The 13682-nt window shown below is 35.6% G+C and carries 16 protein-coding genes; 15 read left to right on the top strand and 1 reads right to left on the bottom strand.

From position 1 onward, the window contains the following. The first annotated feature begins 47 nt into the window (after positions 1-47). The 11 genes from ACT53H_RS02770 (at position 48) to ACT53H_RS02720 (ending at position 8861) form a co-directional block, all read left to right on the top strand. Positions 48-287 carry a hypothetical protein gene (locus ACT53H_RS02770; protein WP_476008550.1) on the top strand — a complete coding sequence of 80 codons (240 nt, stop codon included), beginning with the start codon at positions 48-50 and terminating at the stop codon, positions 285-287. A gap of 120 nt (positions 288-407) precedes the next feature. After that, on the top strand, positions 408-701 hold the full coding sequence (locus ACT53H_RS02765; RefSeq protein ID WP_476008549.1) for a hypothetical protein: 294 nt from the start codon (positions 408-410) through the stop codon (positions 699-701). 75 nt (positions 702-776) lie between these two features. Next, positions 777-3665 carry an SGNH/GDSL hydrolase family protein gene (locus ACT53H_RS02760; RefSeq protein WP_476008548.1) on the top strand — a complete coding sequence of 963 codons (2889 nt, stop codon included), beginning with the start codon at positions 777-779 and terminating at the stop codon, positions 3663-3665. A gap of 110 nt (positions 3666-3775) precedes the next feature. After that, positions 3776-4147 carry a hypothetical protein gene (locus ACT53H_RS02755; RefSeq protein WP_092708131.1) on the top strand — a complete coding sequence of 124 codons (372 nt, stop codon included), beginning with the start codon at positions 3776-3778 and terminating at the stop codon, positions 4145-4147. Between the two features lie 10 nt (positions 4148-4157). Further along, positions 4158-4775, top strand: coding sequence for a lysozyme (locus ACT53H_RS02750; RefSeq protein ID WP_476008547.1), 618 nt, complete (start codon positions 4158-4160; stop codon positions 4773-4775). A 137-nt stretch (positions 4776-4912) separates the two neighbouring features. Beyond that, positions 4913-5107 carry a hypothetical protein gene (locus tag ACT53H_RS02745; RefSeq protein WP_476008546.1) on the top strand — a complete coding sequence of 65 codons (195 nt, stop codon included), beginning with the start codon at positions 4913-4915 and terminating at the stop codon, positions 5105-5107. A 290-nt stretch (positions 5108-5397) separates the two neighbouring features. Then, positions 5398-6000, top strand: a complete 603-nt coding sequence (locus ACT53H_RS02740) for a DUF6714 family protein (RefSeq protein ID WP_004790910.1) — start codon at positions 5398-5400, stop codon at positions 5998-6000. Positions 6001-6713: 713 nt separating this feature from the next. Next, entirely contained in the window at positions 6714-6929 is a 216-nt protein-coding gene (locus ACT53H_RS02735; protein ID WP_107882791.1) for a cold-shock protein, read from the top strand. Between the two features lie 110 nt (positions 6930-7039). Then, positions 7040-7267 (top strand): hypothetical protein, encoded by a 228-nt coding sequence (locus tag ACT53H_RS02730; protein ID WP_107882789.1) that lies wholly within the window; start codon positions 7040-7042, stop codon positions 7265-7267. Positions 7268-7335: 68 nt separating this feature from the next. Then, a complete protein-coding gene (locus tag ACT53H_RS02725; RefSeq protein ID WP_107882787.1) occupies positions 7336-7542 on the top strand; it encodes a hypothetical protein in 207 nt (68 codons plus the stop codon). Positions 7543-8300: 758 nt separating this feature from the next. Next, a complete protein-coding gene (locus tag ACT53H_RS02720) occupies positions 8301-8861 on the top strand; it encodes a TetR/AcrR family transcriptional regulator (protein WP_476008545.1) in 561 nt (186 codons plus the stop codon). Between the two features lie 32 nt (positions 8862-8893). Here ACT53H_RS02720 and ACT53H_RS02715 read toward each other — a convergent pair whose 3' ends face one another. Further along, complete coding sequence (locus tag ACT53H_RS02715; RefSeq protein WP_476008544.1) at positions 8894-9766, bottom strand: LysR family transcriptional regulator; 873 nt, start codon at positions 9764-9766, stop codon at positions 8894-8896. Between the two features lie 276 nt (positions 9767-10042). On the opposite strand from ACT53H_RS02715, the gene ACT53H_RS02710 reads away from it, so the two are divergent. The 4 genes from ACT53H_RS02710 to ACT53H_RS02695 all read left to right on the top strand — a co-directional run bounded on the left by ACT53H_RS02710 (position 10043) and on the right by ACT53H_RS02695 (position 13623). Further along, a complete protein-coding gene (locus ACT53H_RS02710; RefSeq protein WP_476008543.1) occupies positions 10043-10474 on the top strand; it encodes a DoxX family protein in 432 nt (143 codons plus the stop codon). 31 nt (positions 10475-10505) lie between these two features. Next, positions 10506-11420 (top strand): glyoxalase, encoded by a 915-nt coding sequence (locus ACT53H_RS02705; RefSeq protein WP_476008542.1) that lies wholly within the window; start codon positions 10506-10508, stop codon positions 11418-11420. A gap of 109 nt (positions 11421-11529) precedes the next feature. Continuing rightward, a complete protein-coding gene (locus ACT53H_RS02700) occupies positions 11530-12990 on the top strand; it encodes an alginate export family protein (RefSeq protein ID WP_476008541.1) in 1461 nt (486 codons plus the stop codon). 18 nt (positions 12991-13008) lie between these two features. Continuing rightward, on the top strand, positions 13009-13623 hold the full coding sequence (locus ACT53H_RS02695) for a M17 family peptidase N-terminal domain-containing protein (protein ID WP_476008540.1): 615 nt from the start codon (positions 13009-13011) through the stop codon (positions 13621-13623). Positions 13624-13682 lie beyond the last annotated feature (59 nt).

The raw sequence follows: 13682 nt of genomic DNA, 5'->3' as shown, positions 1-13682 counted from the left end.
TGTAATTTGAATAGTTCGATATCTAATCAAATTACGGAGTTTTTAACATGAGTTATTTAGTCATTAAAGAATTAGGCTACAAGATTTTTCTAGCTAAGAAAGGTAATAGCGATTCAAAAAATGCTTATGTTGTTTTTACAAGCGATAAAGAGATGTTTGTAGGCGTAGAATCTTATACCTATGATGAGTCAAGCAATAAATTGCTATGGGAAGGGGTTCAAGATTTAGGCTTAGTTATAGTCGGTTTTGCTGATACTGAAGAGGAAGCTTTAGATTTAGCATTTTAAATTTTACAAAATGTCAACTGACAAACGTAATTATTTTGTTAATATTGTGTTTGTCAGTTGTTTAGACACGCGCGGTAAATTATTCCGCTTTTAAAATAACCATAAATATAAGAGGTAAAAATGAGTAAAATTAATTTAATTTCAAAACTATACGATGAATTTAAAGAAAGTGATGCTTTTGAAAAATTAGATAAATTAGATAATAGTCGCCAAGTAGAAATATTTTTAAGTGAAAAGATTCATAGCGAAATTCTACCCAAAGGGTATTCTCAATTTGGCGATAAGTTTTATTATGAAGGTTACTATTTGAGGTTGGACCTAAATTCGGCACCACCAATCAATGAAAAAGAACAGATAGTAAATTGGGTTTTTAACTCTATAAGCAATAAGCACCTGTTGACAGTACAAGACTAGCAATCAACTATTTATTTGTAAGCTTACCTAAAATTGGCTGTAGAGATTACAGCCTTTTTTATTGGTGGGCAAAATATGACAGTTCCAGTTTCCGACCGTTTAAGCCAACTTTACGTTGGAAACGGCACAAATACGCGTTTCGACTTTACCTTTCGAGTTTTTCAGCAAGAAGACGCAACAGGTATTGCTATTCGCAAAAAGGGTACTACTGAATTTGAAACAGTTGACCCTACTACATATACAGTAACCCTTAACCAAGATGGTATGGGCGGCTATGTCACATTCAATGCTGCGCCTTCTTCCACTACGTATTTTTACATAGCGGGCGCTACGCCTCTTGATCAACTACTTGATATTACCAACTATGATAATTTCTATCCTGATGCGATTGAGCGTGCATTAGATAAGCTCACTGCTTTACTTCAAGAATGGGGCACTCAATTAGATCAAGAAAAACAAGCTCGTATTTTGGCGGATATTCAGTACGATTCTTTAGCAATGGAACGCGAGGAAAACTTAGAGAATCGACTAACTAGTTATATTAATGCTGTTGTGGGGATTACTAATCCCGCTATTTTTGAAGGTATTTCAGACCGTATGATTATCACCAAGGATGGTCGAACACAGCGTGAATTTAACGAGTCAATTCCATTCTGGACGGATGATTATGTAAATTTTAAGCAAGAAACTTATTTACGAGAAGAGCAAATACTTGATCATACTAATCAGGAAATTGGATCAACTAATGCAACATTAACAACCCTCATCAATGATGAAAAAGAGCGCGCGCAAGAGGCAGAGGCGGCTATTGATGCAAAAGTAAATGCAAACGGCGTTGGTAACCGAGCCTATAAGACTTATGCTGAGATGGATGCGGATAAAGCAAATATTCCTGTTAAGTCTAAAGTCACTGTAACCAACGACAGTACTGCAGCAAATAATGGCGATTGGCAGTGGGATGGTTCAACGTTTACAAAGTCATCTTACGATCCAGTACAACAGTCAAAAGATTTTGCCAACGCTAATAAAGCATTTAAACCACAGGCGATTGTTGAGCCTACGGATTTTAATACATTAGGCGATTACGGATTTTACTACTTCTTCTCAGGGGCGACTTGGGATAGTAGTCCAAACAAACCCCCATTCAATAGCCAATGGGCTTACATGCTTGTTATGCCTGTTTCTAGCAGTGTGGTAGCTCAATACGTTTGGGCGTTTAATTCTCAAAAAATTACCTATCGTTTCCGCAACGCATCAAATGTTTGGTCTCCTTGGACAACCTTTAGCGATGACGTGTCTTTGACGGCGATCGTTAAAGCGGCAGTTAATATTGATCGGGATGCAACTTTTGACTCAAGGAGTGTTAATGCAACCACACCAGTTTTTGAAACTCTTTCAAAGAATATATTTGATAAAAGTGTTCAGCTATTAGCAAACTACCGATTAAATGCCAGTGGTTTAATTGAAGCGAATACTAATAGCGTTTTATCACAGTTAATCAATGTAAAAGGACTAACTTCAATTGCTGTGAGTGGTTTGCAGGCTAGCGCAGCTGCATACCGCGCATATCGTTTTCTTGATGCGAATAAAGTAAAAATCAGTAATTCGTCAATTGCGCCTAATTTAACTGGCGCAGTAATTACCGTTCCAAATAATGCAGTATGGATACAGCTTACTTTAAAAGATAGTAGTGATTCATGGGTACTCGATACAAGCACAATTCAAATTGAGAGCGGTACGGCTTCATCTGCATTAACGGCTTATGTTAAAGGCAAGCTAAAAGAGCTTTATGGCGCTAGTATTTTAGTTGATTCAGTTCAAGTTAAAGATATTTTAAATCCGGTCTTTTCAAGCAAATCTAAAAATATTTTTGATAAAGACTCTTTAGTTAAAGACTATCGCATAACGGCAGCAGGTGTAGTTGAATACAACTTAAATAGTGTTATGACACGATTAATTAGTGTCAAAGAACTGACATCAATTGCGGTCAGTGGCTTGCAAGCAAGTACAGCAGCGTATCGAGCTTATAGATTTTTAGATGTAAACAAAGCGAAGATTAGTAATTCATCCATTGCCCCTGGTTTAACGGAGAAGATTATAGCCGTACCGGCGGGCGCTGTTTGGGTTCAACTCTGTATTAAAGACAGTAGTGATTCATGGGTACTCGATACAAGCACAATTCAAATTGAAGCGGGAAATGCTGTTACGGCGTATACTCCATATGTTCGGGGTAATTTGCTAAGTTTGTATGATGCTGATGTTAGTGGGGGAGGTTCTGGCTCTTCATCAAAAGCATTTGGTGCAAGATATTTGATTTTTGGTGATTCTATTACTCAGACATCAAATGTCGATGGGGGTGTATATGACCAAATTAGCTATTTTACACAATGGCCTACATATGCGTATGAAAAGCTAAAAATGTCTCAGTTTAGGAATTATGCAAAATCTGGTGCATCATTCCGAAATCGTAACCTCTCTAATCTTTATCAATACCTTGGCTATCAAGTTGAAACGGCTATTGCAAATAATGAAGTAACCGATGTTGTAATTGTTTCATGCGGCACAAATGATGGAATTACTAATCTAGGCAGTTACGAAACAGCGATGTCTAAGGCAACTAAAGCTGATCTTGATAAGACGTTGCTTTTTGAAGCTTCAAGATATGCATTTTGGAGTATTCGTGAAAAATGGCCTGATGCTATTTGTTTTTATTGTGTACCTCTTCAACGTGCAAGCGCGGATACAACTGAGTTAAGCCCTATGCTTGATGGTTTAACTAAGATGGCAAAGCGCTATGGTTTTACAATTATTGATCAACATAGTGAATCTGGAATAATTCGTGATTTTGAGATTGCAGGAGCTGAAGGAAAATTTTTAGCGGATGGGCTGCATCCGAATACTGCTGGAAAAATACTTCAAGCTATTTACATTTGCAGCAAAATCATTGCACGGATGATGTTTTAAGAAATTTTTCATAAGCCCCGTACTTAACGGGGCTTTTTACTGTCAACAGATTTCGATACTAAAACAACACCAATCAATAAAATAATGAAAACATTAGCTTGGTGGCAAAAATGAACGACCCTTTAACTATTAAATCATTGCCGTGGGTAATTAAAATCTGGGCGGCAGTCATGGGCGGCATTTTTGCTCTCATGTTAAGCGGTGATATCGACATTGAAGGCAAGATAAAAATCAACCTTAGTGTCATTTTAAAACTATCAATCAGCATCACTATCAGCTTATACGGCGGTTCTGCTTTTATTGAATACCAAGATTTAGGCAACCTTCACCCAATGACCCACGGTTTTATCATGCTAATTTTTGCCGTGTTCGGGATGCTCCTAATTGGTATCTGGTATCAAGCGATTAGGTTGTGGAAAGGTAAAACCATGAGTGAACTAATCTTTGAAATAAAAGAAGCGTTCAAAGCACTATTCAAATAGGGGATTGCACATGTCAGTAGATTATAAAGAACAAGTGGCACAAGCTTATTCATGGCTACGGGCAATGTCTGGCGGTAAACTTAAGAAAGATCAAATTACCGCAGGTGATTCAATTATCGCAATGAATGGCCTTGAAACGTTTGCTCAAGTCATCGGCTATAACCTAGATAACGCTGTTACTGGTTTTCGCGATATTTCCGAAAATGGGTACAAACTCATAAAATCGTTTGAAGGTTTTATGCCAAAAGCTTATCAAGATACAGGCGGGGTATGGACGATTGGATATGGAACAATAAAATATCCAAATGGTACACGTGTTAAGAAAGGAGATATGTGTACGATGGCTGAAGCTGAAGAATGGTTGAAAAATGATTGTGGATGGGTAGATGCTTGTCTTGATCGTTATTTGAAATTTCAGCCAACACAAAACCAATTCGATGCTTTAGCATCTTTGGTCTATAACATTGGTGAAACTGCATTTTCTAAAAGTACTTTGTTAAAAAAATTAAATGAACAAGATTATGCGGGCGCTGCCAATCAATTTGATAAATGGGTATATGACAACGGCAAAGCGATTAAAGGTCTAGTAAATCGTCGTGCAGCTGAAAAGAAGTTGTTTCTAACATGAAAGTCTTTCACTGCAAGCGGACCAAGTTTGCACTTCTTTTAAGTGTGCTGTGCCTTCTATTTTCAGGGTGCACAGCACATTCTATTAATAACAACATTCAAGTATCATTGTGCTTAAAAGCACTATGAGTTTAGAAGATGAAACAAGAGTTAATTAAGGTTCACGACTTAGCAAACTCTAAAATGATTGATTTACTGGCAGAGTTTGACAAAAACGGCGAAGTTACAAAGATGTTTGATTACAACGGTAATGAGTTAAAAGTTAACTTTCTGCGTGATGAAGTTTATTTTAAAAAGATATGGTGGCATTTTGATAAGAAGCAGCCTGTTTAAAATGCCCTTTTCCGAAAATCGTAGAGTTCAACCAACAAAAAACGTAACAAAATATAGCAGCCCCAATAAAACACCGATAAGAAATAAGTATTTGAAAACAAATAAGAAATATCACGTTGACATCGTAGAGGTCTCCAGTTCGAGTCTGGATATACCTACCAAGATTTATAAAGGGTTTACATCGTTTCATAACGTGTAAGCCCTTTTTTTATGCCTGTTTGTCGCATTTAATAATTGGCAGAGTTGAAAATTTTGGAAAAAAATTTATCTAGGGGTTTTAGGACAATAAAATGAATATCGATACTTTAAAGAATCAAATAGAATTTGAATTTAAAAATGTTACTTTGGGGGATGCTTATACTCTGCCTGAGGAAGATTATGCCGATACAAGCTACTGGTACTTTGATAAAAGGCGCACCGATTTAAACTTAACTGAGGAAGAATGGGTAAAGCAGGAACTTTTCCTTCTTGAGACTGGTAATTGGTTTAGAGAGGACTTTAAAGAGGCTGTAGATGCAATTAAAGAAAAGAGGAAAATGAATAATAGGTACAGTAATCCTTTTGAAATACCTGTTTCATATTTAGACAACTATTATACGGGTTTTAGTTTTTTAGAACCTCAGGGATTTCTGTTTTATACCCCAGCTATTATGAGTTCTGTGTTAAAAGACACCGAAGTTCTATCTTCACCTAGTTTTTCATATTGGTTTTATCGTTTAAGAAGGTCAAATACTTTTGAAGAAATTTCTAAGTTATTAAATTGTTTTACCAAAGCACAGATAGAAGTGCTAAAAGACTTTTTGTTATTTATTTCCACTCTATCTCTAGATATGAAAGAAGAAAAAGAAGGAGTAGATAAGTGTTTAAATAACATAAGTTTATTAGGGTTTTGAGTGTAACGATAAAGGGTTTACATCGTTTTAATAGCAGTAAGCCCTTTTTTAATACCTAATTTTTGCATTAGACCCATTAAAATTAAAATCAAAAGTGAAGATTGAAGCGGGTAGTGGATTAGATACAAATCTGCCCCCCGATTGAGATCAAGTTGTAAAAATGATCACGACAAAAAGCAGGTCATTAAGCTATTCATAAAATGGCTTTGGCAAATTAGCTTCCTCTGTTATGAAAAATATCTGGTTCTAAAAACCCCACCTTTATAACCCCCCATTAAACAATCACTTATTCATTATTTATCCTTACTTTTAATGATCTATTTTAAAACAAAACTCATTGTGTGGGCTTGACTGCAAAAGGGTAGAGCACAGTTCTTTGCGTGCCTCTTGATTCATTCTATATAAGGTAAGCGAAGAGGTAGGCCAAAAAATGCATGGACTGAGCATAACTTGCTTATAAACAACTTAGAATTAAGAGAATTCCTCATATTTTATAAATAAAATAAATATATATATTAGAAAACTTGATTAATTTTATTTTTCGTATACAATGAACATAACTAGAAAAAGTCATGTTTGGTAAATCTTCTCTAAGTACCGCAGTATTAGTCATAATTCTTCGTTTTTTTTAGATTTTAAGCTCCATTCTTTATTATTTCGATGTTACTCATAACCAATAAACTGGTTTCAATTTAAAAAAAATAGGATTTATTATGTCTAATTCAAATATCATGAAAGGTACTGTTAAGTGGTTTAACGAAGCTAAAGGTTTTGGTTTTATCCAACCAGAATCAGGACCAGACGTTTTTGCTCATTTTAGCGAAATCACTAGCTCAGGTTTCAAAACTCTTGCTGAAGGTCAACGCGTTGAATTCAGTGTTACACAAGGCCAAAAAGGCCCAAATGCTGTAAATATTGTTGCTCTATAAATAATTATAAGCACTAATAAATAAAAGCACTAATGGGTGCTTTTATTTTGGTTTTAAAATAATTTTAAAGTTTTTTAAGATTATAAGTAAATTTTAATTTAGGAAATAAATTGTTAAAAATAAATGACTTAATTGCAAAATCTAAAAATGGTACAGAAATTCTAGTGTCTTTAATTCCTCTAAATAGAATACAAAATACACGTGATGGTTTTAAAACTGTTGAAGTTGGTAAAAGAGTTCTTCTTTCCTCTGGAATTGAAGTTGATTTAAATTTAGATGGTCGCACCTTTTATGCGTCTATAAATCAACTATTTAAATTAGATTATAGAGTTAGTTAAAACTCAGCTTGCTATTGGATATTTAGGCGGGTCCATTATTTCTGCCATAATTTTATAAGGATATCGTCATGCTTAAACAAAATATCAGTGTTAAAGACCAGTTTGGAATTAAATACGTTATTCAGGCAACAGTAGATAGTAATTTCGCTAATACTCAATGTTTTTCTAATTTAAAATACATTACAGTTGAAGGCGAAGATATACGACCAAGTTTTGAAATGTTTTTTCAAAGCACCTTAAGTGGTAAAATTTTTAAAATTGATAAAATAAATTAACTTATCAAGGTAGTACATTTAACGCGGTAGGATAGATTCTTTTCAAAAATAGAAAATCCTCATCGCGCTAGGGCACGTTGCAAACACTTAATTAAACAATAACTTTAATAATAAAGCGTAGGTGGTGAAAGCCACACTAGCGTATTTCTACTTCACAAAATCCACAAATCCCCCTTTATAAACCCCCACTTAACAATAACCAACTCATTATTTATCCTTACTTTTTAATGATCTAATTTAAAACAAATGTCATTTTGTGTGCTTGACTGCACTAAATGTGAAGCTTATCCTTTGCCTGCTGGCCACATTGCCAGCCGGCTTTGACAGGCTGTTCTTCAAGTACATTGAAAAAACTCGTTTTTTTAATGTAGACCCGTTCGTCTCCCTTTTGTTGCGGTAGGACGGAAGGGGGACGCCTTCGTGCGTGCTGGGTTCTTGAAGCCAGTCTGTCAACCCTCTTTCGTTCTGCCACCATAATTCTATAAATGTCTGGCAGAACTCCCAATAAAAAGGAGTTGGCTTTGCACATTCTTAATTTCTTGGCAGCCTTTGCCAAAAGCTATAACGACACAACTTAAATTTTTAAAGCAGTTTGAATATCTAAAGATTTTCAGGCTTTAAATCATTTCGTCTAAAAACTTAGTTCAACAATAAAACTTGAGATGTGCCACGCACAGTCTTTACGGCTTTGCTATGCCTTTTTTCTCCCAAAAAAGTATCTCATTAAGAAACAACAATAATTTTATAACGGTAAAACGATGCCAAATTTAGTTCTCCCAGCACGTGCTATAGAAGTTGTTAATACATCCATTTATTTGTTTCACCATCACGGGTTTCATACCGTGGGAATCGACCGAATTGTGAAAGAGTCACAAATTCCAAAAGCGACTTTTTATAACTACTTTCACTCTAAAGAGCGGTTTATCGAAATCTGTTTAACCGTGCAAAAAGAGCGCTTAAAAGAAAAAGTGGTTTCAATTGCTGATGAGACCAACCGCACCAATGTAATTGCTCAATTAAAGAAACTTTATTTCTTACATACCGATTTAGAAGGGCCGTACTATTTATTGTTTAAAGCTATTTTTGAAATCAAACTGACCTATCCAAAAGCCTATCAAGTCGCAGTGAGATATCGAACATGGCTCATCAATGAGATTTATAGCCAGCTTAGAACACTCAAAAACGATGCGACCTTTCAGGACGCTAAACTCTTTTTATATATGATTGAAGGCGCAATCATTCAGCTTTTAAGCTCGGATACGGCAATCGAGCAAGAAAAGGTATTGGATTGTTTTTTGGAAGGGTTGATTTGTGGTTAATAAAAAATACATAGTTGTAGGTGATTCAAAAATTAAATTATAGAACTCTCAGTGATAGGCTGAAAATGCTGCTTTAACGAGTCTAAAAAAAGCTGAACTTTTTTTGGAATTTTTGATCCATACGGCGTGGTTGCATAAAAATAAACTGGTGATGAAAAGATGTCCTGCGAACAATTAATAATAATGCCGGCATCTTCATATTTTTTTGCTAAAAAATCGGGAAGAAATAAAATACTTTGATTCTTTTGGCAAAAATCTAAAAGAATTTCTATATTATTGCAAATGAGTTGAGGAATTGAATCAATAAAATTATTTTTTAAATCTGATCTTGAATATAGCGATATATTATATTTTCTTAAATCTTCTATGCTTTTAGGTCTTCCATATTTATTTAAAAATGTTGTTGTTGCATAAAAGTTTCTTTTATAAGTATCTAGTAAGAATATATTTTGTTCTTTAATTTCTTCTTCAATTTTTAAAATAATATCAAATTTATGTTCATTGATATCAACTGAGTTTTCTGAAAATAAAAGATCAATTTCAATATTAGGATATTGATTTAAAAAATTAGAAATAATCTCTGAAAAGCATGTTTGTACAAAAGCATGAGGAGCACTAATTTTTAATATGCCTTCAGGGTACTTTTGATCGTAGATGAAGTCATTGGCGGCTAAATCTAATTCTTTAACAATGACCTTACAACGTTGATAAAACTTCTCTCCAGAGCGGGTAAGGTCCATCTTTCTTGTATTACGTGTAAACAATGATGTACTAAATAGACTTTCTAAATAAAGAATTCTTTTAGAAACTTGATCTCTAGTAACACCTAATTTTCTAGAGGCATGACTAAAATTTCCAGTTTCTACAACACTAATGAAAGTATTAATACAGTCTAGTTTATCCATTAAATTTTGAAAGGCTAAATTGGCGTTTCGCTAAACTATATTATGATGTTCTACTTATCAATCATTGTATCTTTTAAGGATACAGTTTGTATTTAAATAAATATCTAGTAGTTTACAGTTATTTTTGATTTTATATAGTCTGCTAATTAATTTGTTTGGTGGGTTATATAAATAATCATTTTAAATATCTAAATTAAAATAATATTTCTTGAAAATATTAATATTTTTATAACTTTATAGGGTTGTTAAAAATCGAAATACCAATGAGGTAAATAGATGAGTGACTTAATTAATAATAATCCTGTGTGGGTAAAAAAAATCTTATCAATTCATGGATTGCTGCCACTTCTTCGAGTTGCATTAGTTTCAGCCTATTTAGTCGGTGGAATGAATAAATTCATCGGATTTCATGCGGCGATTGAAGAGCAGGCGAGTTTCGGTTTACAGCCTGCTTGGCTCTGGGCATCTACAGCGATTGTGATTGAAATTGTGGGTTCGCTCTTGGTTATTTTTAATCGTTTTGTCTGGTTAGGAGCAGGGGCTTTAGGCTGTCTAACCGCCATAGCGATGCTGGTTGCAAACGACTTTTGGAATCACACAGGTCCGGCATTTTTTAGCACGTTTAATAGTTTCTTTGAACATCTTGGCCTCATTGCAGCTCTAGTGATGGTCACCATTCTTTCTAATCAACAAACAAAGTCACAATAAGTTGTAGTACTCAATTCTTACGGAGTCTTTTATGCGTAAATCATTATCAGCCTTGCTTTTAAGCACAATGCTAGTGGGCACAAATGTTGCCATTGTTCCTCAAGTTTTTGCCAAAACAACAACCAGTGTAAAAAGTGAAGCGCCCGGTGTAGCTCCTCAATACGATACAACGCATGTATATGTTAACCCCGAAGACTTCGATAAACTTACCGACAGCTTAGTCGAAACTTTTGGCGGAACTAAATCTAAACAGGGCGTTTTTCAGGTGACGCCAACACCAAGCCAGACCATTTCCCAGCTTGTATTGACTCCAGTAGGAACACTGTCTGTATTTGGTTTTAAAACTCCAATTCCACATCCTTTTGGTCTGGAAAGAACAGGTTATTTAGTCAAAGATATGGATGCAGCCGTCCAGTCTGCCAAAGCGAATGGCGCAGATGTGATTGTTGATGCATTTCCTGATCCAATCGGGCGGGATGCAGTCATCCAGTGGCCGGGTGGCGTAAATATGCAGCTTTATTGGCACACGACTAAACCGAGCTATAACAAACTAGAAACCGTTCCAGAAAATCGTATTTATGTTTCAAAACAAAGTGCCGATTCTTTCGTTAAAAAGTTCGTCAACTTCTCGCATGGCAAAGTGGTTTCAGATAACCCTAAAGCGGCTGGTGTAGAGATTGGACGTCCAAATGAAACGTATAGACGTATTCGCGTTGAATCTGATTTCGGCAAAATGACAGTGTTGGTTACCGATGGTCATCTTCCATATCCATATGGGCACGATATGACGGGTTATGAAGTCAAAAATTTATCTGAGACTTTAGATAAAGCCACAAAAGCGGGTGCAACAGTTTTGGTGAATACTTATAAATCGGATGGTCGTGAGGCGGCGATGGTACAGTTTCCGGGTGGTTATATTGCCGAAATTCATGCTGCTACAAAGTAATTTATTCGCTTAATGATAGATAGAAACTGACACTCATATGGCCTAAGGGCGGTGTGAGTGTAAAAGACGAAGTCTCTGCAATGACCTGTTTATTACCTTGGATAACCATATGGCTCAGCCTATTTCTAATGATAGAAAATATCGCATTAGGACCTCAGAAAATTATCTTAAAATTATAAAAATGAGCGTCTTATTTACGGGTAGTTTATTTCTTTATGAATTTGCTCATGCGGAAAATGAAGCTTCAAATACAAATGCATGTCCAGCTCGTCCAAAAATCTCAACCAATCGGTGGCAAGAAAATTGGGATGTTTTAAAAAACTCGTGTGTCCCAAAGAAAATAGGTGATGATTTCAAATATATACCTTTTGGTGATAATAATTATTTGTCATTGGGTGCGAATATTCGCGAGCGTTTTGAAGTCAATAATAATGCGAGATTTGGCAGCGGAAATAATCAAGCCGATCGCTATTTAATTCAAAGATTACAAGTTCATGCAGATGCACGTATTGGCGATCATTTACAATTATTTACTCAGCTCAGTGACGCGCGAGCGTTTGATAAAAAGAATATTAGCAGTACCGATCAAAATAGACTTGATGTAGAGCAAGCTTTTATTGCTTGGGTGAGTCCTTTCAACAATGGAAATTTTAAATTTAGAGTAGGCCGTCAAGAGATGGCGTTTGACTTACAGCGCTTTATTTCAAATCGTGAAGGCCCAAACGTTAGGCAAGCCTTTGATGGCATTTGGTCGGGTTATGAATATGGCGATTGGAGAGTTTTAGGTTATCTCACCAGACCTGTTCAAATTGAAAAAGATTCAACTTTTAATGACCACTCGAAACGTAATTTAAGCTTTAGCGGTTTTCGCGTAGATAAACAAAATGTATGGGGAGGTGAGTTGTCCGGTTATTACTCACGTTATGAAAGGGATAATGCATCTTTTACCAGTGTTAAGGGCAATGAAATTCGAGACTTATATGACGTTCGCCATATGGGTAAAAAGAATAATATCGATTGGGATGTTGAAGGCATGCTGCAACATGGAAGGATTGGCGGACAATCTATTCAAGCATGGGGACTCAGTAGCATTACAGGCTACACGTTTGCTGAGCAAGCTTGGTCACCGCGTTTAGGCGTCCAGTTTGATATTGCCACAGGTGATAAAAACGCCAACGACAATGAACTCAATACCTTTAACCAGCTCTTTGCAAACGGCTCATACTTTACTTTGGCGGGTTACAGTGGCTATAGCAATATTATTCACATAAAACCATCTCTGACACTTAAGCCTTCAGATAAACTCACTCTATTAAGTGCATTAGGTTTTCAATGGCGTGAAACAACTAACGATGCAGTTTATTTCCAAGGTAATAACAGCATGGCGAACACCGCAGGACAAGGTTCAAGCTGGACGGGGGCATACATTCAACTAAGAGCAGATCAAAAAATAAATTCTAATTTGTCTATTGCTGCCGAAGGGGTTTACTTTGAAGTTGGAGATACGATTAAGAAAGCAGGAGGCAAAGACTCAAATTATCTAGGTCTTGAACTTAAATATGGCTGGTAAAACTAAAAGAGTAAAAATATGAGCACAGATTTAAAGAAAACTAAAATTGGACGTTACCAAAATCTAGACATTGAACTCGTGACTTGGGATTGCACCACGGCCGAGGTTGATCTTTCTTGTGCTTGTATCTTTGAACATGAAATGAATAACCGTCCTTTTTCGGGCGGTTTGGCACATTTAGATGATGCTCTAAATGGAAGACTAAATGAAATACGGATAAATAACTGGTTCAGCGCGAATTTGAATGATGCTCTTTTAATAAATCAAACTCCTTCAACCATACAAGCTTCTAAAGTTTTATTGATAGGAATGGGTGCGCCAGAAGATTTTACTGTAGAGAAAATAGGGACTGCGATAAAAACTGCTGTGAAAACAGCTCATCAATTGGAACTCAAAAGTGTGGCATTTGCGCCTAGTATTTTAGATACGGGTCTTAATCCTCCCGCTGGTTTAAATGAACTCATGCTAAGAAGCTTAAAAGAAGAATTAGACCGACATAATCAGCTTTATTTGCAAAATTTAGTCAAAAAATCTGAAATTGAAAGGTGGGTATTTGATGCAGGTTTTCAAAATTATGACGTTAAGGTTGAACAATATAGAACGTCTTTTGCCAAAATTTTTACTGAAGATTAATTCTTGTTTTTAAAATGAATTCGGTAAAGCGGTACAAAAGAAACACGTTTTAACTTAAC

This window comes from Acinetobacter sp. DMC2 (genome assembly GCF_056314305.1).
This window is presented reverse-complemented; position numbering and strand designations above follow the sequence as displayed.